The following is a 20,649-nucleotide window of genomic DNA, read 5'->3' as shown; positions in this document are numbered from 1 at the left end:
GGGCGACGACGGACTTGCCGCCGACTGATGACAAACCGCTCAGCGGCAGCGCAAGATCGTTCATGGTGGGTGTGGTCTCCGGGAAATGGTTCGGATCGGCTTAAGCAACCAAATCCTACGTCATTTCCGATCAGATCCCGAGCAGCCAGCCAGTATTCGACCGTCGCTGGCGCCTCCGCCCACTGAGGCCTTGTGCTTCCTCCAGCGAGTCAAGCCGATCACCATGCGTGTCGCCAGTTCTGGTGCTCACCCACGTGCCATTTGCGATCTTGTGTCGGTGAGAGCACCGCAAGCACCTCCCCTGCTAGAGGGCAAGGCGGCTTGCGTCGCCCGTGTTGTTACTATTCTTCGCTGTGGTCGGAGTTTTTTTCCTTGGCTTCGGAATCGGGACATTCGGCTTTGCAAAAAAATAGGCCATCGTGGTCGATCGTCACGCCCCCGAGTTCGGCGGCACGATGGGACGACAACGGCAGCGCAAGCTCCATTTGCGCGAGGGGCTCGTCCCTTCAACTACTTGATGCATTTGCGTTTTGCGTACCTCCGTGCATGTTGCTCGATCCCAGGCGGAGACCTCTGTCTAAAAGATCGCGCATCGATGCAACGCCCACGCGTAGATCGCCATCATCGCGGCGATCGCTTTGCCGGGATCGCCGCAGCCGTTTTAGAGCACGACAATCATGCCAGCGGTGTCGGCAGCGATGCGCATGCAAAAATTCACAGATGCATTCTAGCCAAAATGCTAGCTGCCCAGCAAATGTCCGGCATTTCGCAAGGCCCCTAGGAAGAGACTGGCATGGCCGTTGGCATCGATCTTGGCCTGCATCGACAGGGGCATGTTGTGCCAGTTCTCCAAGGGCGCAATGAAATGTGAGAACGTACCGTTGACGATGCAATGGTGGGTAACAAGGCCCTGTCTGTCCAACGCCAGCACGCCGATCTGGTCGCCCTGATATCGGATGGCTGCGACCCGCTGGACCCCCGCATCACCGTCGACCCGCACGTCGAAAAGCAGGATGCCGCGGCTCCTGGTGGCTACCTCGGCGGCCTTTTCAGCGAAGCTTAAGGAGAGCGAGCGGACGCTTTCGACCGCCAGCTGTAAAACCATCAAATCCAGTTCATCCACTGCCATAAGGTACCTGCGCGCAACACATGGGTGATAGCAATCGACCACACCGCTTGTTCACAGATGTCGGCTCACGACCGATCATTCAGGTTGTTGCCGGACGTCCATTGACCGAGGGCGTGCTCCGGTTCGAACCGATCCTGAAGCGGAATGCGCTGGATCTACGGAACCCGAGGAGCAGGCCAGCCAAAGTTGCCGCGACAATTGATGTCGTGATCATTCCAGGCATCTGCATCGGCGTCGCTGAACATCCCACTGGTAAGTCCGTTCTCTTGCGGCAAGCCCAACCTCGGGCCGTCTTGTACCTGAAACCCTCGCGGTGGCGTCCCTCGAAGCTCGGGACCGCCGGGCGCTTGATCGTCGAGAACTTTGTTTACGAAGGTCCGGACCTCCTGCAGAGCATATTCTGGTGCGCTCGCCTTTGAGCATTCCGCTGAAGCGTGACGTTCCGCTAGTCCGTGTTCCTTGCAGACTCACCGCGAGGGCGCCTTGCACACAGCGGCACGTCAGCGCATGAAACTCGTCCCCCGTTCACTTCACAAAATGGATTTCCTGAAGTACTGGGAGCGCAGAGAAATCTCCGGTCGCAGCCTACCCGGTTAAAACAAGGACCCAAAAATGAAGACTCTCGTCGTCTGCTCCGGCGGATTGGACTCCGTTACCCTTGCTCACAAGGTGGCAGCGGAGCACGAACTCGCCGGCCTCCTATCTTTCGATTACGGCCAACGGCATAGGAAGGAATTGGGCTTCGCCGCCCTTTGCGCGGAGCGACTGAGCGTCCCGCACCGCATCATCGACATCCACGAGATCGGCGGCGGCCTTTCCGGCTCCGCGCTGACCGATAATGTGGACGTGCCCGACGGGCACTACGCCGAAGACACGATGAAGGTCACGGTGGTGCCGAACCGGAACGCCATCATGTTGGCCATTGCCTTCGGCTTCGCCGCAGCGCACGGCGCTGAGGCGGTGGCGACGGCCGTGCATGGTGGGGATCATTTCATTTATCCCGACTGCCGTCCGGCCTTCATCGACGCTTTCCAGATGATGCAGGACCACGCGCTCGACGGCTACGCGGAGATTCGTATTTATGCACCCTATGTGAATCTCACGAAGGCGGACATTGTTAGGAATGGAGCAGCATACGGCACGCCGTTTGCGCAGACCTGGTCCTGCTACAAGGGCGCCGAGCGTCACTGCGGGAGGTGCGGGACCTGCGTCGAGCGGCGCGAGGCGTTTCATCTCTCTGGGCAGCCGGACCCCACCGACTACGAGGACTCCGACTTCTGGCTCGATGCGCTGCGAAGGAGGACCGCGTAATGTTCCGCATCACCAAGGAATTCCACTTCTCAGCCTCGCATCAGCTCACCTCGTTGCCACCCGATCACCAATGCGCGCGCCTGCACGGGCATAACTACATCGTTGAAGTGGAGCTTTCAGCGAATGGACTGAACGACAACGGCTTCGTGCGCGACTATCACGATTTGGCGCCATTCAAACGCTACATCGACGAGAGCTTCGACCACCGACATCTCAACGACGTGCTGGGACATGAGCAAGTCACGGCGGAATATCTGGCCAGACATTTTTATGAATGGTGCAAGGCACGCCTGCGCGAAACCTCGGCCGTGCGGGTGAGCGAAACGCCGAAAACCTGGGCGGAATACCGGCCATGACCGATACGCATCCCGCAATCCGCGTGAGTGAGATTTTCGGGCCGACGATCCAGGGCGAGGGCGTGCTCATCGGTTTGCCGACGGTCTTCGTCAGAACCGGCGGGTGTGACTATCGCTGTTCCTGGTGCGACAGCCTGCATGCGGTGGACAATCAATTCCGCCATGAATGGGAGATGATGTCCATTGCCGCGGTGTGGCAAAACGTGCTTGCGCTTTCCGGTGGCCGCCCGCTGATGGTATCGCTGTCAGGCGGCAATCCGGCCATCCAGCCGCTCGGCGGGCTCATCGAGCGAGGCCATGGTGAAGGTTACCGTTTTGCGCTGGAAACCCAAGGTTCGGTGGCCAGAGACTGGTTTGCCGACCTTGACGTGCTAGTCCTCAGCCCAAAGCCGCCGTCAAGCCAAATGACGACCGATTGGGCCGCTTTCGAGGCCTGCCTCCAGGCGGCACAAGGCAGGCCGCAAGTCGTGCTCAAGCTCATTGTTTTCGACGAAAGGGACTACGCCTACGCGAAAGACGCCGCTGCGAGATTTCCGCGACTTCCGATCTATCTGCAACCCGGCAATCACACACCGCCACGCCTCGCAAATGAAGACGCGCCTGTCGACCTTGACGGAATATTGAAGCGGATGGAGTGGCTGGTTGATAGCGTGACCCGCGACAGGTGGTTCGAAGCCCGTGTGCTGCCGCAGCTGCACGTTATGCTCTGGGGTAACAAGAGAGCCGTGTAGCCTAGGCGCGCTTTTCACTGAAACTGCGCCGGCGGATATTCGGGTGGACGGGTTGTCCCACGCTTGACGGCGCTGCCGGGGTGCTTGCGGACTTCTGCCACCGGCACCAAGAGCGTGGCCAGCCGCTTACGACTCGGATTGTTGCCGAGGCTCGGTTTCGACGGGCGTCCCTGGCGCGAACCAATCAACGGGTTAGCGCGAGCCACGGGTGGATAGTATGGTGGTGCGGTGCGGCGGCGCCTGCTGCAGCTGGCACGGTCCTTGCGGATTCTTGTTGCAAGGCCGAAGGGAGCTGTCGGCCGACAACCATGATCTGGCCAGGACGATTGTCGACTGCTTCCGATACAGAAAAGAGGCCGGACTCGACGTGGCGCTTCAGGGACTGCGAAATGGAATACGGCGCCGGAAGGCACGACCGGACGATATCGTCACTATGCCAAGACGCGTCTGGTCCGCTCCGAATCCTGTTTCGATACGACGGTCGCCGATCAACAGTGAAAAACATAGCGCAATCGGTTCACGATCGACTGAGAACCATGACCGTTCCTCTGCGGTGCTCAGACTGCCGCTGAGTGCCTGGCCGTTCCAATTTCGAAATATTTGTCGAACTTTGCCGCGATGCTCCTGACAAAGGGCCGGCTTTCCGCAGGCACGACGAAGCGGTCACCATCAAGTTCAAGCAACCGCGCAGGATCTTGGAGGGCCGTGGAACTCGCTCGGACGAGAAGTCTTTGGCCGGCTTCGCCAAAGCGCTCTACCAGCTCAATCGCCGAGAAGGCGAAGTCACACATCAATCGCTCGATGATCCAGCCGCGAACACGGTCGTCTTCGGAAAGCGCGATACCCCGGACCGCTGCCAGCCCTCCTTCTGCAACCATGCGTCCATATTCGGCGGTCGAAGGCATATTCTGTGCATAGCCCTGGCGAAACTGGCTGATGGACGATGGGCCGAGGCCGATCAATGTCTGGTAGCGGTCCTCGGTGTAGCCTTGGAAGTTCCGGTGCAAAGTCCCGGCGCGGGCCGCAAGCGCCAGCCCATCGCCCGGCTTGGCGAAATGGTCGAGCCCGATTGCTTCGTATCCCTGGTCCATGATCGCCCGCGCTGCCAATTGCGATTGGGCAAACCGCTCCGCCGGACCCGGCAGCCATGCCTCGTCGATCATCGTCTGATGTTTCTTGAACCACGGCACATGGGCGTAGCCAAAAAGCGCGATCCGATCCGGTTCCAGGGTCAGTGCCTGTGCAACCGTGGAGGCGACGCTCTCCCTGGTCTGATGCGGCAGGCCGTAGAGCAGATCGAGATTGACGGATTCGACGCCGCGCGAACGAACGCCATCAACAACCGTCTTGGTCTGCAGAAAGCTCTGCTCGCGGTTGATCGCTTTCTGCACCTTCGGGTCGAAATCCTGGACGCCGAGGCTCGCCCTTGTCATGCCGATTTCGGCAAGTGCATCGAGGCGGGCATCGTCCATATCGTTGGGTTCGATCTCAACGCTGATCTTTGCACCGGGGAGAAAGGTGAAGCTGTTGCGCAGGACGGTTCCCAGCGCCACCAGATCCTCCGGTTTGAGCATCGTTGGCGAACCGCCGCCGAAATGGACGGCACGCACGCGGCCCTTGCCTGCGACAAGACTGGAGACGGTTGCGATCTCGGCATCCAGTGAGCGCAGATATGTGGTCACTGGTTCGTAGTGGCGTGTCTGCTTGGTGTGGCAAGCGCAGAACCAGCAAAGCTTGTCGCAATAGGGAATATGGAGGTAAAGCGATATCTCGTCACCACCTTGGAGCGCCTCCAACCAGCCTCGGTAAACGACGGCATCGACCCCCGCATGGAAATGCGGCGCGGTCGGATAACTGGTATAGCGCGGGACGTTCTCGCCAAGTCTGGCAGCTAGCTCCAGTCGCATGTCGTGGTCCACCGTGTTTGCGTCGCCGGAACTGTGGATGCTTGGATGAGCCTAAGCCCTGATTTCGATCAACCTTCAGCACGGACAAACTGCCGCAAGGATTTTTCTACCGTCGATTGCTATCCTGCCCGCACTGGACCGGTAGAGCGATCGAATGACATTACGGCAGGACATTCACAGTTCCGGCATTCCCGTTCTTTGCCTGTCTTGCGAGGCACGGCACCGCGGTGTCTGTGGTGCGCTCGAACCAGACCATTTGGCTCAGCTCGCCAAGACGTCGTCGCGGCACAACATCGAGCCGGGGGTCGAACTGATCGGCGACGCCGAGGCGGTCGACTGTTATTCAAACGTGCTTTCAGGCGTGGTGAAGCTCACGAAGAGCCTTTCGGACGGCCGCCAGCAGATCGTCGGTCTCCAGTTCGCGCCGGATTTTCTGGGACGGCCCTTCAAGATGAAAAGCGCGATCAATGCGGAAGCGGCAACAGCTGTCTCGCTATGCTCGTTTCCGAGAGCGGCCATCGAACGGATGATGAAGGAATCACCGGAATTTGTGCATCGCCTGCTCAAGCAGGCGCTGAACGAACTCGACGAGGCACGCGAATGGATGGTGACTCTGGGGCGCAAGACCGCACCGGAGAAGGTGGCGAGCTTTCTCCTCATGATCGCCCGGAACATCGGTTCCAGTGTTGACCCGGCGGCTAGGTCGGCGTGCTTCGAGCTGCCGATGACGCGTGCCGACATCTCTGATTTCCTTGGAATTACAAACGAGACCGTGAGCCGTCAGCTGACCAGCCTGAGAATGGACGGCGTGATTCGGATCGAGAACAACCGCCGTGTCACCGTGGACAGCATGAGCCGGCTGGAACGGCGCTGCGGCGGCCGAGGCGCAACCGCCGTTTGAATGACACCGAAGCTGCATGGCCTACGTCACTTACTTCGTTCGGGGCGGGGCATGCTCGCGTTGGGCGTTAGAAGAAGTCGCATAGCGACAGCCCGCTCTCCATCCGATCGCATGAGCCAGGTGCGTTTCGGCCAACTCGTCGGAGAAGCATCCATCCTCGACGTGCTCGATGTGCAACCGGCTGTTCCAGGCAGGATTGCACTCGGCCGAAGTCAAGACGCCTCATACGCAGGGGAAAATCGCCGTCTCCCCGAACCATGAATGTCACGAAGGCAGCGCAACGCTGGCGCTGGCTGTCCCAAGGCATTGAAACGATCGACGTTCGGCAAGGCATCGGCCTACTTTCCAGCGTCACAGAAGGCGCGCTTCCCCACACGCCCGCGATCGCCTCCATACCCGGCCCGACCGGGGACGCCGGGCCTGTCGATTAGGCGTGGCGGCCGGTGGTGCGCTTCCAAATTCGATCGCCACAGTCTGATCGCACCGAACTCGATGCTGCTCGAAGCAAAATCGTGCGGCTCTGACATGGATCAGGGCGAGCAGGCCACGGCTGCGCAATAAGGCACTGCGGTTTGGCGCCCGCCGGAATTCGAAATCGGGGCTTGCGATGAAATTCGGCACAGAGATCGTCCTTCTAAGCCTGTTTGCGTTTGCGGCCCTGGTGGCTGCCGGCTTCGGCGTAGATGAACCTTTTCGCCGGCATATGTGGGTTTTGTTCTTCGCCGTGGCTGGCTTCACTGCGATTCTGTTGCGCAACACGGAGTTCAAGCCGGCAGTTCCGATCGACCCCGCCGCTTACATGGATGGGCCGATCCGCTTCGGTGCCGTCGCCACCGTATTCTGGGGCGTCGTCGGCATGCTGGTCGGCGTGGTCATCGCCCTGCAGCTCGCCTACCCCGATCTCAACATCCAGCCCTGGTTCAATTTCGGCCGTTTGCGGCCATTGCATACGTCGGGCGTCGTCTTCGCCTTCGGCGGCAATGCGCTGCTCTGCACGTCCCTGTATGTCGTCCAGCGCACCTGCCGCGCTCGGCTGTTCGGCGGCGATCTCGGCTGGTTCGTGTTCTGGGGCTATCAGCTGTTCATCGTCATGGCGGCAACCGGCTACCTGCTCGGCATCACCGAGAGCCGCGAATACGCCGAGCCCGAATGGTATGTGGACCTGTGGCTGACCATTGTCTGGGTCGCCTATCTGATCCTGTTCCTCGGCACGATCCTAAAGCGCAAGGAACCGCACATCTATGTCGCCAACTGGTTCTACCTTGCCTTCATCGTGACCATCGCAATGCTACATGTGATCAACAACCTGTCGATGCCGGTCTCCTTCCTGGGCTCCAAGAGCTATTCAGCCTTCTCCGGCGTACAGGACGCCCTGACGCAATGGTGGTACGGCCACAATGCCGTCGGCTTCTTCCTCACCGCCGGCTTCCTCGGGATGATGTATTATTTCGTGCCCAAGCAAGCCAACCGACCGGTCTATTCCTACCGGCTGTCGATCATCCACTTCTGGGCTTTGATCTTTCTCTACATCTGGGCCGGTCCGCACCACCTCCACTACACCGCCCTGCCGGACTGGGCCCAGACGCTCGGCATGGTGTTCTCGATCATGCTCTGGATGCCCTCGTGGGGCGGCATGATAAACGGCCTGATGACGCTCTCGGGCGCCTGGGACAAGCTGCGCACCGACCCGATCATCCGTATGATGGTGATGGCCATCGCCTTCTACGGGATGTCGACCTTCGAAGGCCCGATGATGTCAATCAAGGCCGTCAACTCGCTCTCGCACTACACCGACTGGACCATAGGTCACGTCCATTCGGGCGCGCTCGGATGGGTTGGCATGATCTCGTTCGGCGCGATTTATTTCATGGTCCCGAAGTTATGGAATCGCGACCGGCTTTATTCGCTGCGGCTCGTCAACTGGCACTTCTGGCTGGCGACGCTTGGGATCGTCGTTTACGCCGCGGTGATGTGGGTCTCCGGCGTCATGCAGGGCCTGATGTGGCGCGAATACAACGAGCAGGGCTTCCTGGTCTACTCCTTCGCCGAAACCGTCGCCGCCATGCATCCCTACTACATCATGCGTGCCATCGGCGGCGCGATGTATCTGTCGGGCGCCCTCATCATGGCCTGGAACATCGCCATGACCATCCTCGGCTACCGGCGCGAGGAGGATCCGATGCCGCGCTCCATCCCCGCCCTCCAGCCTGTACGATCAGGAGCCAGAAAATGGGCCTGATGGACAGACACGCGGTCATCGAGAAGAACGCCACACTTCTTCTCCTCGGGTCCCTGCTGGTCGTGACAATCGGCGGCATCGTCGAGATCGCACCGCTCTTCTATCTCGACAACACGATCGAGAAGGTTGAAGGCATGCGCCCTTACTCGCCACTCGAACTGGTGGGGCGCAACATCTATGTGCGCGAGGGCTGCTACCTCTGCCATAGCCAGATGATCCGGCCGTTCCGTGACGAGGTCGAGCGCTATGGGCATTACAGCCTGGCGGCCGAGTCGATGTACGACCACCCGTTCCAGTGGGGCTCGAAGCGCACCGGGCCGGATCTCGCCCGGGTCGGCGACCGCTACTCGAACGGATGGCACGTCCAGCATCTCACCGAGCCGCGTTCGGTGGTGCCGGAATCGATCATGCCGAGCTACGCGTTCCTGAAGGACATGCCCATCGAGGTGAAGGATTTCTCGACGCATCTGATCGCCAACAGCCGTGTCGGTGTGCCCTATTCAGACGACATGATCGCTCATGCCAATGCCGATCTCATGGCGCAGGCCGATGCGAATGCCGACACATCCGGCCTGGAGAGACGCTATCCGAAAGCCAAGGTTGGGGACTTCGACGGCGATCCGCAGCAGGTCACCGAAATGGATGCGCTGGTCGCCTATCTCCAGATGCTCGGCACGCTGGTCGATTTCAGGACCTATGACGAAGCCGCCGGTTACCGCTGAGGAGAATGGCGATGACCTACAATTTCATGCGGGAATTTGCCGACAGCTGGGGCCTGCTTGCCATGGCGCTTTTCTTCCTCGGATGCGTTGCCTTTGCACTTCGTCCCGGCAGCCGAAGGCAAGCCGAGAGAGCCGCTCACATTCCTCTCAAGGACGACTGATCATGGGCAGCGAGCATATCGACGAGGTTTCGGGTATCTCGACGACCGGCCATGAGTGGGACGGCATCAAGGAACTCAACAACCCGCTTCCGCGCTGGTGGGTCATCACCTTCTACATCACCATTGCCTGGGCGATCGGCTACACCGTCGTCTATCCGGCATGGCCGATGCTGACTTCCGCGACCAGGGGTGCGCTGGGGTATTCGAGCCGCAGAGACGTCAAGAATGAACTGGCCGCGGCCGAAGTGGCCAAGGGTAAATTTGTGAATGCCATTCAGGCGAAGACCGTCTCCGAGATTACTGCCGACGATACGCTACGCGAATTCGCCGTCGCAGCAGGTGGCGCCGCGTTCAAGGTCAATTGCGTGCAGTGCCATGGCTCGGGCGCTCAAGGGTCCAAGGGTTTTCCCAACCTAAACGACGACGATTGGCTGTGGGGTGGCAACGCCGAACAGATCCAGCAGACGATTGCGCACGGCATCCGCTTCGCATCAGACCCGGATACGCGCCTGTCGGAAATGCCTGCTTTTGGCGACATCATCACGACGGATCAGATCAAGCAGGTCGGCGCCTATGTCGCAAGCCTCTCCGATCCTGTTCAGGACACAAGCCTGATCGAACTCGGCGCCAATGTTTTCGCCGAGAATTGTGCGGCCTGTCATGGTGAGAATGCAAAGGGCAACAGGGAGCTCGGCGCACCCGACCTGACCGACGCGATCTGGCTTTACGGGTCTGGCGAAACAGCCATCGCCGCGCAGGTCCGCGCCCCGAGGCATGGCGTCATGCCGGCCTGGATCGGGCGTCTCGGCGAGATCAAGGTCAAGGAACTCGCGGTCTATGTCCATTCGCTTGGCGGCGGAGAATAGGAACGCAAGCCTATTCTCGTCCTCCCCCCAACCGCCAAGCGACGAGGCCCGGCGCGAGCCGGGCCTCGGCATCATCCAGAAACCGATGGGTCGGGCTTCCGGCGAAATCGTCGCTGGTGACTGGAGCTTCTCGTGCTCGATAACACGCAAATAGAACGGCTCGAAGCCGATGCGGTCAACTGCGCCAAGACCCGTCAGCCGCTCTATGCCGGACGCAAGAAGATCTTCCCGAACCGGGCTTCTGGCAGTTTCCGCCGCTTCAAGTGGTCGGTGATGGCAATCACGCTGGGGATCTACTACCTGACCCCCTGGCTGCGGTGGGATCGCGGGCCATTTGCCCCTGACCAGGCCGTGCTGGTCGATCTTGCCAACCGCCGCTTCTACTTCTTCTTCATCGAGATATGGCCGCAGGAATTCTACTACGTCGCCGGCCTGCTGGTCATGGCCGGTGTCGGCCTTTTCCTGATCACGTCGACTGTCGGTCGTGCCTGGTGCGGCTATACATGCCCGCAGACCGTGTGGGTCGATCTGTTCCTGGTCGTCGAGCGGGCCATCGAGGGCGACCGCAATGCGCGCATCAAGCTCGACGCCGGTCCCTGGACCAGCCGCAAACTCGTGCTGCGAACATCGAAACACGCCATTTGGCTGGTCATAGGGGTGCTGACCGGCGGCGCCTGGATTTTCTATTTCGCCGATGCGCCGATGCTGCTTGGGGAACTCTTCACCGGCACCGCCGCCCCCGTCGCCTACATCACCGTCGCCGTGCTGACGGCGACGACCTATACGTTCGGCGGGCTGATGCGCGAGCAGGTCTGCACCTACATGTGCCCATGGCCGCGCATCCAGGCGGCCATGCTCGACGAGAATTCCCTCACCGTCACCTATAATGACTGGCGCGGCGAACCGCGCTCGCGTCACGCCAAGAGGGTCCTTGCCGCCGGGCAGCCCGTCGGCGACTGCGTCGACTGCAATGCGTGTGTCGCGGTGTGCCCGATGGGGATCGACATTCGTGATGGCCAGCAGCTTGAATGCATCACCTGCGCGCTCTGCATCGATACCTGTGACGGTATCATGGACAAGCTCGGCAGGGAGCGCGGACTGATTTCCTATGCGACGCTGGCCGACTACAACGCCAATGTGATGCTGGCGACCCCGGGCGGCTCCGGTTCAGTCAACCCGTCACTGGTCAGGAGCGCTGACGGCCTGTTCTCCGACAAGGTGGCCCGTTTCCATATTCGCAAGATCTTTCGCCCGCGCACCTTCATCTACATGGGCGTCTGGTCGGCGGTCGGTCTCGCGCTGCTCTATTCGCTGCTGACCCGCGAACGGCTCGAATTGAATGTCCTGCACGATCGCAACCCGCAGTTCGTGACGCTGTCCGACGGTTCGATCCGCAACGGCTACACCGTCAAGCTGCTCAACATGATCCCCGAACCAAGAACGATCATTGTCACGATGCAGGGCCTGCATGGAGCCGAAATAAGCGTTGTCGGCATCGACCTGCCGGCGGATCGCTCCTTCGCCGTCCCGGTCGAACCCGACCGGCTGAAGATGCTCAAGGTTTTCGTGCGTCAGCCGGCAGATCAGGTTCGGGGTGCAGCGCAAAGCTTCAAGTTCCGGGTCGAAAACAAGGCAACGTTCGAGTCGGACGAATATACGGCCACTTTCAACGCACCGGAGAGCGCCAGATGAGCGACACCTCGCGACAATCCCGCGAATTCACCGGCAGGCATATGCTGTTCACCATCCTTGGCTTCTTCGGCGTGGTCATAGCGGTCAATCTGACGATGGCGACGCTCGCCAACACGAGCTGGACCGGCCTTGTCGTCGAAAACACCTATGTGGCGAGCCAGCAATTCAACAAAAAGGCCGAGCAAGGGCGAGCTCAGGCGGCCCTCGGCTGGACTGGCAAACTGACCATCGCAGGCGGTGAGGTCCGCTACAGCCTCACCGATGCTGTCGGCAAGCCGGTTGCCTTGCATGGCGTCAAGGTGCTGTTCCGTCATCCCGCCTACGAGGCCGAGGACAAATCCGTCACTCTTGAGGCTGCCTCCGGTCAGATATTCGCCGCGCACCACACGCCCAAGGATGGCCTCTGGATCGTCGAAATCGACGCCGATGCGAGCCTTGCGGAACCCTATCGCGACGTTCGCCGGATCATGATTTCCCACGGGGCGCTGCAATGAGCTGCTGCGCGCCAGGCGCCCAAATGGCATTGGACCTGGAAAAGGTCACACTGGTCCTGCCTTCTGGCCAGGAAATCAGACTGGCGAGCCGCTCGATTGGCGAAAATCTTCGCCAGACCGACCTCTCGGTGCCGGCTGTGCATTGTGCCGCCTGCATCCAGACGATCGAGACGGCGATCGGCAAGCTGGATCGCGTCGAAGGCGCTCGTGTCAATCTTTCAACGAAACGTGTTTCGGTCCGGTGGCGCGGCGACGAGGTTCCGCCATTCGTCGCCACACTTGGACGGCTGGGCTATGGCGCGCACCTGTTCGATCCCGAGGCTGACGGGAAGGACAGGACGCTCTCGGAACTGATCCGCGCCGTCGCGGTCGCCGGCTTTGCGGCGGGCAATATCATGCTGCTATCAGTCTCCGTCTGGTCCGGCGCGCAAGGCGCGACCCGCGACCTGTTCCATTGGGTCTCGGCCTTGATTGCCATTCCTGCGCTCGCTTTCGCCGGCGGCATCTATTTTCGCTCGGCCTGGAATGCGCTGCGCCACAGCCGCATGAACATGGACGTGCCGATCGCGGTCGGGGTATCGCTCGCTTACGCCATGAGCCTCTACGAGACGATCAACCATGGCGACCATGCTTATTTCGACGCGTCGGTGTCGCTGCTGTTCTTTCTGCTGATCGGCCGCACGCTGGATCACGTGATGCGGGAACGGGCACGGACGGCCGTGAACGGACTGGCTCGGCTGGCGGCGCGCGGCGCCATGGTGCTGCGCGAGGATGGTTCGCGCGACTACTTGCCGGTTGGCGAGATCGAACCAGGAATGGAGCTCTTGATCGCGGCCGGCGAGAGGGTGCCCATCGACGGCAGGATCATTGGCGGGGCATCGGATCTCGACTGTTCCCTGGTTTCCGGGGAAAGCACGCCCAGAACGGTGGGCCCGGGGGCGCAGGTCCAGGCCGGTACACTCAATCTCACCGGTCCGCTGACCATCGAGGCGACGGCCGCCGCGAAGGATTCATTCCTGGCCGAAATCGTTCGGCTGATGGAAGCGGCAGAGGGCGGCCGCGCCCGCCATCGCAGGATCGCCGATCGCGTCTCCGCGCTCTATGCCCCCGTGGTCCACCTCACCGCCTTTGTGACGTTCCTCGGCTGGATGGCGGCGACCGGCGACTGGCACCGGGCAATAACAATCGCAATCGCCGTTTTGATCATTACATGCCCGTGTGCGCTCGGTCTCGCCGTGCCGATCGTGCAGGTGGTCGCTGCGCGGCGGCTGTTTGAAAGCGGCGTCATGGTCAGGGACGGCTCCGCCATTGAGCGCCTGGCGGGGATCGACACGGCATTGTTCGACAAAACCGGCACGCTTACGCTCGGACTGCCCAGGCTGATCAATGCGCCGTCCATCGATCCGACGATGCTCGCCATGGCGGCCGAGATGGCAGCGCATTCCCGCCATCCCTTTTCGAAGGCAATCGCTGGCAATGCAGCCTTTGCCGGCCAGCCGAAACTCGCGTCCGTCAGCGAGCATCCGGGCTTCGGCATCGAAGCCATCGCCGAGGGCAGTACCTGGCGGCTGGGTCGCCGCGGATGGCGTGAGTGGAAAGCTCGGATCGGCGGCGAAGGCAAACAAGGCTATGGCGGAACCGTTCTGACGAAGGACGGGGTCATTGTCGCGACTTTCGATTTCGAGGATGAGCTGCGTGCCGATGCCAAGGCGGCCATCGAGCAACTGAACGGCGCCGGCGTGTCGGTGGAGATGCTGTCGGGCGACACAGAAGCTGCCTGCGGCGAAGTCGCGGAAGCACTGGGCGTCGAGCGCTTCGTTCCCTCGTTGCTTCCCTCCGGGAAGGTCGAACACATCGAAGCATTGACGCGAACTGGCCACAAGGTGCTGATGGTCGGCGATGGGCTCAACGACACGCCTGCATTGGGCGCCGCACACGTTTCGATCGCTCCGGCCACGGCGGCGGATATCGGTCGCAACGCCGCGGATTTCGTGTTCCTGCGTAAAAGTCTTCTGGCGGTCCCACTTGCTTTAGACATTTCGCGGAAGGCCGGACGGCTGATCCGGCAGAACATCGCCATCGCGATCGTTTACAATGGCATCGCCGTGCCGGTCGCCATTCTGGGGCACGTTACGCCACTGATCGCGGCGGTCGCGATGTCCGCCTCGTCCCTCCTGGTCATCGGCAATGCGCTACGTCTGCAAGGTTTCGTGTCAAATGCATCGGTGCAAGATGCCCGACATGACAGGCGCTCGGACATTGGCGCACTGGCACAATCCTCATGACGACGCTCGCCTACCTCATACCTGTGGCCCTGTTCCTCGGAGCGCTTGGGCTGGCGGGGTTCCTGTGGGCCTTGAGGAGCGGCCAATATGAAGATCTCGATGGCGCCGCCGAGCGGATCCTGATCGACCGCGACGAGCCACGCAGTTGACCCAGCCTGCCCTGCGAGGACTCGCTCGAATATTTTCCGCGGTTGCTTCGCGTCATGCCGATTTCGGCGCGCGACGGGTGCGAACGGATCAGCCAGAATACGTTGCCGAACTTTCGGCCAGGAAAGGGCCGCACCGAACGGGAAGCCGGCCATTCCATGATGACCTGACCAGACCATGGTGTGGCGGTCGACCAGTCGACCGTGAACCCGCCGTTGCCGCGTTTATCGAGCCTGGTTGATCCACATCAGGGTTATCTCTTCATAGGCATGGTTTCATTGAGCATTTTTGAACGGAGAACGGATGTCTAACGGACGGTTAGGTCGCGTGGAGACGCTTGGGGAGATGAGCCGCAAACCGTGGATCGATTGCGATGCGTTCCAGTGCCCTTCGTCGCAGATAGCCGACGCAATGGCGGCACGCTGATGGCCGGCCCTGTCGATAGATTCGACGTTATTGTGGTCGGAGCCGGGCCGGTCGGACTTTCCTTCGCCGCGTCGCTTGCCCAGAGCCGACTCAAGGTGGCAGTGGTTGAACGGCAGTCGCTCGAAAGCCTGGCGAATCCTGCTTTCGACGGTCGCGAGATCGCGCTGACCCACGCATCGGTTGGAATCCTTCGCGAGCTCGGCGCCTGGGATGCCATCCCCGCTTCGGACAAATCACCGCTACAAGGCGCGCGCGTGCTCAACGGATCGAGCCCTTTCGCCCTGAGCTTCGATTCTCCCAGCGGATCTGGGGAACCACTCGGAATTCTGGTCCCAAATTGTCGGATCCGCGACGCCCTGTTCAAGCTTGTCCACTTCCAGGATCATGCCCAGCTGCTGTGCGGCCGCTCGGTCGTCAATGCAACAACCAGCCACAAAGAAGCAGTCATAACGCTCTCTGATGGCAGGCAATTGGCCGCTCGGCTGCTCGTTGCAGCGGATTCGCGTTTGTCCGCGACGCGCGACCTGCTCGGCATTGGCGCCGACATCAATCGGCTTGGCAACTCCATGCTGATTTGCCGAGTGAGGCACGAGCGCGCCCATCACCAGATCGCGGTCGAATGGTTCGATCACCATCAGACGATAGCGATGTTGCCGCTCATGGAAGGCGTGTCGTCGCTGCTTCTCACGTTGCGCTCAAGCGAGGCCGACAGACTGCTTGCTCTCGACGACGATTTGTTCCTCATGGAATCGACGAGCCGGTGTCGAGGACGCTTCGGAGAGATGACCTTGGCAAGCACCCGCCATGCCTATCCGCTGGTCACGACCTGGGCGCACAAGTTCTGGGCTCCGAGTGCGGCACTGATCGGCGATGCTGCCCTCGGCATGCACCCGGTGACCGCGCATGGCTTCAACATCGGCCTCAGTGGCCAGAAGCAACTCGCCGATAGAATCCTGGCGGCATGTCGCGAGCGCCGCGACATTGCTGATCCCGACATGCTCGGCAGATACGAAAGCCGGCTGCGTCTGTCGGCGGCACCGCTCTATCATGCTACGAATGCACTTGTCGCTCTCTACTCAGGCGAGCACCCGGCGGCACGGCTTGCAAGACATGCAGGGCTTCGCTTTGCCCAATATCTTCCCTTTATCCGCCATGGCATTTCGGCCATGCTCAGGCGGTGAATCGCAGGCAGCGCTGCCGCTCTGGAACGCTATCTCGGCCCGGCTTCCTTTTGTCTCGCCGGGCGCGTTGATGCCGTTGGTAGGGCTGCTTCCATGGTGACGTTGCCGATCCTGGGATGATTCGGATCAAGGCACGCGTGCGGGCAAGAGCTCGATGGTCAGACGGCAAGGCCAAGAGGCAGACGTGCGCCCCGAAGACATGGTGAGCACACTGGTTATCCCCGCTGGATAGTTAACCCGTCCTTCAGTGGGCCTGCGTAGGCTTGTCCTCGCGAACAACGATGGGAGCAAGCTGGTCCGTCCATGGCCCCGAAGAATGAAGACACGCTGGAGGCCAAAATCCGTCAGGATCAGCTTGCTGACCTGAGGGCCGGCCTCTTCGTGTCGATGCCGATAAGCGCTATCCTGTCAGGCCTGATTTGGGCGGTGCACGCCCTTTCTGGCAGCGGCTTTGCAGCTGCAATCTGGTTCCTGGTCGTCAATGCGATAAATGCCGCCCGCCTTGCACTCGCGCGTTATCAGCTAAAGGAAACGGGGCGCCATGACGGATTAGTGGGGGTTTTGCCGCGGCTTCGCTGGTTTGGCATCCTTGCTCTTCTGGCAGGGTTTGCCTGGTCCTTCCTGGCCGTCCTGACTGTTGGATACACGACACCTCAAGCACCGCTGCATCTGGTCATTCTGGCGGGCATTTCAGCTGGTGCGGTTACATACGGCAGTTCGTATGCCGCGGCGGCGATCAACTTCATCACACCTCCGCTCCTCATCACGGTGGGTTGCCTTTTGGCGAAAGGCAATTTTGAAGACTACATTCTGGCTTTTACCGTTCTGCTCTTCATGGGCGGCTTGGTTCGAGCTTCGTTTGTTGGGCAAGCACGGTTCCGCGAAGCGAGCCGCCTGAGGCATGAGGCCGAGCGGCTTGCGGCGGAGATGAAGGCCAGTTCCAGGCAGGACCACCTGACGGCCCTTCTCAACAGGCGTGGCCTCGAAGACGCTATCGGACGGTTCGAGACCGCGGATGGCCCCTTCGTGGCAATGCTGGTTGACCTGGACGGGTTCAAATCCGTCAACGATACCTACGGTCACAGGAGCGGTGATGAACTGCTTGTCAGGATCGCCCGCCGCATAGAGGAGGAAGCACCGGAAGGCTCAACGCTCGCTCGTATCGGCGGCGATGAATTCGTGCTGTTTTTTCCCTCAACGAGGGTTTCGCTTTCTGCCAATGATCTCGCCTCCAATATCATAGCAAAAATTGCCCGCCCCTATCGGGAGGTCGCGTCCGTCCGGGTCGGGGCATCAATAGGAATATACCTGGCGGAAAGCCCGGGCCTGACCGAAATGTTGTTGCGGGCGGATATCGCCCTTTACACGGCCAAGCGCCGTGGCAGGAACGAATTTTGCCTGTTCGATGCCGAACTCGACAGGGAACTGCAACGCCGCCAGTCCGTCGAACGGGACCTTCATTCGGCGATAAAGACGAGAAGCTTGCAACCTTGGTTCCAGCCGATCGTGAAACTCGACACCGAGGCCGTGGTCGGTTTTGAAGCCTTGCTGAGGTGGTCCCATCCGACTCATGGTGCCATCTCTCCACCCGAAATCATCACAGCTGCACGCGAAACCGGAATGCTTCAGCTGCTGACGCAAACCGTCTTCGCCGACTGTTGTGCTTTTATCGACGGCTTGGTGAAAGCTGACTGTCGTGATTTCCGTGTGGCGATGAATGTTTCGCCGCGCGAACTGGAAGCCGGCGATATCGACGACATGGTTTTGGATGGTCTGGCGGCAAAAGGCCTCCCTGCAACGATGTTCGAAATCGAGATTACCGAAGAATCCCCGGTGGACCCGGACAGAGTGGATGAAAAGCTCGGACGGCTTTCACATGCGGGCATTTCCATCGCGCTCGATGACTTCGGCACCGGCTTTTCTACGTTGGCATCGCTCAAGGACAGTCGGATACGCAAGGTCAAAATAGACCAGGGCTTCATTCGCGGCTTGGCCAAGTCCCGAGAGGACCGACTGCTTGTCAAATCGGTTATCGATCTCGGTAACATGCTCGGGATCGAGGTCATGGCCGAAGGCGTCGAAACAGAGGCGGATCGGCAAACCCTGCACAAGCTTGGCTGCCGAACCGCTCAGGGCTTCCTGTTCTCCAAGGCTGTGCCTCTGAGCCAAGCACTAGAAATGGCAGTCAAACAGCACGCGAACCAGTTGTAACCGCTCCCGCCGCGCCGTCTCTCGCGGCCGTGCGCTCATGAGTGACGGGTATCTGAACTTCTTTGTTTGACGAGCATGACAGTCCGTGCTGTGCGTCAGCCGGCGAACAGTTCCTTGTAGCCAGTCGTCACCATCCAGTTCGCACGGTCGATATGGCTGCGAAGAGCCTTGCGGGCGCGGACCGGTTCAAGGGACGGGTCGATGCCGAGAATGAGATCGGCCATCTCCTCTTCGCTGGCATTGTCGGCGCAGGCATCCAGGATCCGCAGGTAGATCGTGAAATGCTCCCTGTCGTAGCTCGTGAGGTTCTCCGACCAGGGGACTTCGTCGCACAGAGTTGAGTTTCGAGTCTCATCTGTTCCCATTGATCGATTCATGCCTGCGAACCTCGCCTGTTGAGCGCCCGCAGCATATCCCAAAATGGGATAATCCGAAACCGGGATTAGTCGCTGATCCGGTCTTTACCCGACCGGTTCGCCTACATGCCCAAATCTCTCCGCTCGCCCCGCCACCAGCGGTTTCTGGCCCAGCTGGTTTCCCTGCGCAAGGCCAAAGGCCTGACTCAGGCGCAGGTGGCCGAGAAGCTTGATCGTCCCCAATCCTTCGTGGCCAAGTACGAGGGTGGAGAGCGGCGTCTCGATGTCATCGAGTTTCTCGACTTAACTGCGGCGCTTGACGCTGATCCGTGCGAGATTCTGTCCAGCCTGCGGGCTAACGGGCGCCTGCGCGTCTAACGGCTCGCGCCGGTACCGTGAACCGAGCGTGCTTTTCTTCGGCAAGCTGCCATTCCGCTGCGGGTGGGTCTTTACCAAGCCATGCCGATATAGGATGATAATCCTAGGTGGGGCGATTCCTCAACGGAGATCGCAATGGCTAGGACCAAACTTTCCAAGCAGCTTTCACAGGCTGAAATCGAGCGCTTTCTCGCGGAGGCAGAACGGCTGCACCAGAGCATCGTCCAGCCGCTTCTATCACCTACCAGCAACCATTACCGGGCTCTCCAACGCACCCATGAAGCGCTGTTGAAGACGGTGAAGGATATCACCGGTAAGGATGCGCCGTTCATTCAATGGTTCGGAACAGGACCGGTGAATTAGACCAGACTTATAGACTCCAGGCTGCAAACGTCGCATTCTCTCTTCGGGGAGAAGGGGCGTGGGCAACCATCGCTATCAAGACAATCGGTACAACCGTCGCAGGTATGGCGAGCGCCATCGTTCGAAGGACGTTCCGTTGTGGGCAAAGATCGTTGCTGGTGGAACAATCCTGGCTGGCTTTCTTGCCTTCGAAATCGGCCCTGCCGCTCTCGGCTGCAACATCAAAGCCAATATCAGCTACAACACGGGCGAGCGCATCTATCATGTTCCCGGACAGGAATATTACTGGGAGACGCGCATCAACCTGTTGAAAGGCGAGCGCTGGTTTTGTTCGGAGGAAGCCGCGCGCAAGGCTGGGTGGCGGAAGTCTCGGGTCTGAGCGTCCGTGGTAAATGCTTGCGAAAATGCTGCATCGCACATGTTTTAGGTGCAGCATTCATTTGAAGTATTTATCGCGATCCGTTCGAAAAATCTGTCCAGCCTGCCGTCCTGGCGGGCGCCCGCGCGCCTGACGACGCGCACCAGGTGCTCGTGAACCGAGCCCGCTTTTCTTCGGCAAGCTCAGGCGGTCTCGGCCATTCGGCTTCGCCCCTTGGCGTGGGCAGCCCTTCGGGCTGAGACGGCCGCCGCCCTTGCGGGCGGCGGGGTCTGTCTGTTGGCCTTTCCCGGTGGCGCGGGGTGGGCGGCACTCCCTTCTAGGCCCGCCGCGGCAGCCCGCAACCCTTCGCGTGCCGCTCAGGGTCCTCCTCTTCGTTCCGGTCCTTCGGATGCGGTCCGCCTACCACGGCGGGCC

Annotated in this window: 21 protein-coding genes; 17 read left to right on the top strand and 4 right to left on the bottom strand. The window is 60.5% G+C overall.

The annotated features are described in order from the left end of the window. Window positions 1-341: 341 nt before the first annotated feature. Both NKJ81_RS20710 and NKJ81_RS20705 read right to left on the bottom strand, forming a co-directional pair. The gene (locus NKJ81_RS20710; protein WP_352541546.1) at window positions 342-485 is read right to left on the bottom strand and encodes a hypothetical protein; all 144 of its coding nucleotides are present in this window, start codon (window positions 483-485) and stop codon (window positions 342-344) included. A 254-nt stretch (window positions 486-739) separates the two neighbouring features. Further along, window positions 740-1,129: a hypothetical protein gene (locus tag NKJ81_RS20705; RefSeq protein ID WP_352541545.1), complete on the bottom strand. Its 390-nt coding sequence runs from the start codon at window positions 1,127-1,129 to the stop codon at window positions 740-742. A 612-nt stretch (window positions 1,130-1,741) separates the two neighbouring features. On the opposite strand from NKJ81_RS20705, the gene queC reads away from it, so the two are divergent. From queC to queE, 3 genes are read left to right on the top strand one after another with little or no spacing between them, the layout of a single operon-like run. Further along, a complete protein-coding gene (gene queC, locus NKJ81_RS20700; protein ID WP_031194962.1) occupies window positions 1,742-2,440 on the top strand; it encodes a 7-cyano-7-deazaguanine synthase QueC in 699 nt (232 codons plus the stop codon). Next, a complete protein-coding gene (queD, locus tag NKJ81_RS20695; protein ID WP_023722053.1) occupies window positions 2,440-2,796 on the top strand; it encodes a 6-carboxytetrahydropterin synthase QueD in 357 nt (118 codons plus the stop codon). The genes queC and queD overlap by 1 nt, the downstream gene beginning before the upstream one ends. Beyond that, on the top strand, window positions 2,793-3,527 hold the full coding sequence (queE, locus tag NKJ81_RS20690) for a 7-carboxy-7-deazaguanine synthase QueE (protein ID WP_352541544.1): 735 nt from the start codon (window positions 2,793-2,795) through the stop codon (window positions 3,525-3,527). The genes queD and queE overlap by 4 nt, the downstream gene beginning before the upstream one ends. Window positions 3,528-4,084: 557 nt before the next feature. On the opposite strand, the gene hemN is transcribed toward queE, so the two are convergent. Further along, a complete protein-coding gene (gene hemN, locus NKJ81_RS20685; RefSeq protein ID WP_352541543.1) occupies window positions 4,085-5,434 on the bottom strand; it encodes an oxygen-independent coproporphyrinogen III oxidase in 1,350 nt (449 codons plus the stop codon). A 154-nt stretch (window positions 5,435-5,588) separates the two neighbouring features. Here hemN and NKJ81_RS20680 point away from each other — a divergent pair, with 154 nt between their 5' ends. From NKJ81_RS20680 to NKJ81_RS20630, 11 genes are all read left to right on the top strand, one after another. Next, window positions 5,589-6,335 (top strand): Crp/Fnr family transcriptional regulator, encoded by a 747-nt coding sequence (locus NKJ81_RS20680; RefSeq protein WP_031194961.1) that lies wholly within the window; start codon window positions 5,589-5,591, stop codon window positions 6,333-6,335. A gap of 607 nt (window positions 6,336-6,942) precedes the next feature. Continuing rightward, entirely contained in the window at window positions 6,943-8,574 is a 1,632-nt protein-coding gene (ccoN, locus tag NKJ81_RS20675; RefSeq protein ID WP_352541542.1) for a cytochrome-c oxidase, cbb3-type subunit I, read from the top strand. Beyond that, complete coding sequence (ccoO, locus tag NKJ81_RS20670) at window positions 8,565-9,296, top strand: cytochrome-c oxidase, cbb3-type subunit II (protein WP_352541541.1); 732 nt, start codon at window positions 8,565-8,567, stop codon at window positions 9,294-9,296. Before ccoN ends, ccoO begins: the two co-directional genes overlap by 10 nt. Window positions 9,297-9,307: 11 nt before the next feature. Continuing rightward, window positions 9,308-9,457: a cbb3-type cytochrome c oxidase subunit 3 gene (locus NKJ81_RS20665; RefSeq protein WP_023679629.1), complete on the top strand. Its 150-nt coding sequence runs from the start codon at window positions 9,308-9,310 to the stop codon at window positions 9,455-9,457. Between the two features lie 2 nt (window positions 9,458-9,459). Continuing rightward, a complete protein-coding gene (gene ccoP, locus NKJ81_RS20660) occupies window positions 9,460-10,323 on the top strand; it encodes a cytochrome-c oxidase, cbb3-type subunit III (RefSeq protein ID WP_352541540.1) in 864 nt (287 codons plus the stop codon). Between the two features lie 132 nt (window positions 10,324-10,455). Continuing rightward, window positions 10,456-12,015, top strand: coding sequence for a cytochrome c oxidase accessory protein CcoG (ccoG, locus tag NKJ81_RS20655; RefSeq protein WP_352541539.1), 1,560 nt, complete (start codon window positions 10,456-10,458; stop codon window positions 12,013-12,015). Beyond that, entirely contained in the window at window positions 12,012-12,509 is a 498-nt protein-coding gene (locus NKJ81_RS20650) for a FixH family protein (RefSeq protein ID WP_352474118.1), read from the top strand. Before ccoG ends, NKJ81_RS20650 begins: the two co-directional genes overlap by 4 nt. After that, complete coding sequence (locus NKJ81_RS20645; protein ID WP_352541538.1) at window positions 12,506-14,794, top strand: cation-translocating P-type ATPase; 2,289 nt, start codon at window positions 12,506-12,508, stop codon at window positions 14,792-14,794. The genes NKJ81_RS20650 and NKJ81_RS20645 overlap by 4 nt, the downstream gene beginning before the upstream one ends. Beyond that, window positions 14,791-14,943, top strand: coding sequence for a cbb3-type cytochrome oxidase assembly protein CcoS (gene ccoS, locus NKJ81_RS20640; protein WP_023679633.1), 153 nt, complete (start codon window positions 14,791-14,793; stop codon window positions 14,941-14,943). The genes NKJ81_RS20645 and ccoS overlap by 4 nt, the downstream gene beginning before the upstream one ends. A gap of 423 nt (window positions 14,944-15,366) precedes the next feature. Then, window positions 15,367-16,548 carry a 5-demethoxyubiquinol-8 5-hydroxylase UbiM gene (gene ubiM, locus NKJ81_RS20635; protein WP_352541552.1) on the top strand — a complete coding sequence of 394 codons (1,182 nt, stop codon included), beginning with the start codon at window positions 15,367-15,369 and terminating at the stop codon, window positions 16,546-16,548. A 303-nt stretch (window positions 16,549-16,851) separates the two neighbouring features. Further along, entirely contained in the window at window positions 16,852-18,759 is a 1,908-nt protein-coding gene (locus tag NKJ81_RS20630; protein ID WP_352541537.1) for a putative bifunctional diguanylate cyclase/phosphodiesterase, read from the top strand. Between the two features lie 95 nt (window positions 18,760-18,854). Here the strand turns inward: NKJ81_RS20630 and NKJ81_RS20625 are convergent, their stop codons facing one another. After that, on the bottom strand, window positions 18,855-19,124 hold the full coding sequence (locus NKJ81_RS20625; RefSeq protein WP_352496249.1) for a DNA -binding domain-containing protein: 270 nt from the start codon (window positions 19,122-19,124) through the stop codon (window positions 18,855-18,857). Window positions 19,125-19,241: 117 nt separating this feature from the next. Here NKJ81_RS20625 and NKJ81_RS20620 point away from each other — a divergent pair, with 117 nt between their 5' ends. The 3 genes from NKJ81_RS20620 (at window position 19,242) to NKJ81_RS20610 (ending at window position 20,235) form a co-directional block, all read left to right on the top strand. Beyond that, complete coding sequence (locus NKJ81_RS20620; protein ID WP_023722035.1) at window positions 19,242-19,493, top strand: helix-turn-helix domain-containing protein; 252 nt, start codon at window positions 19,242-19,244, stop codon at window positions 19,491-19,493. Between the two features lie 135 nt (window positions 19,494-19,628). Continuing rightward, window positions 19,629-19,856, top strand: a complete 228-nt coding sequence (locus NKJ81_RS20615) for a hypothetical protein (protein ID WP_352453620.1) — start codon at window positions 19,629-19,631, stop codon at window positions 19,854-19,856. Between the two features lie 58 nt (window positions 19,857-19,914). Beyond that, window positions 19,915-20,235 carry a sunset domain-containing protein gene (locus NKJ81_RS20610; RefSeq protein ID WP_352468497.1) on the top strand — a complete coding sequence of 107 codons (321 nt, stop codon included), beginning with the start codon at window positions 19,915-19,917 and terminating at the stop codon, window positions 20,233-20,235. Window positions 20,236-20,649: the final 414 nt, after the last annotated feature.

The organism is Mesorhizobium sp. M0018, from assembly GCF_040323955.1.
In the GTDB taxonomy this organism is placed as follows: Bacteria; Pseudomonadota; Alphaproteobacteria; order Rhizobiales; family Rhizobiaceae; genus Mesorhizobium.
The sequence above is the reverse complement of the archived record's forward strand: the minus strand, read 5'-3'. Positions and strand labels throughout refer to the sequence as shown.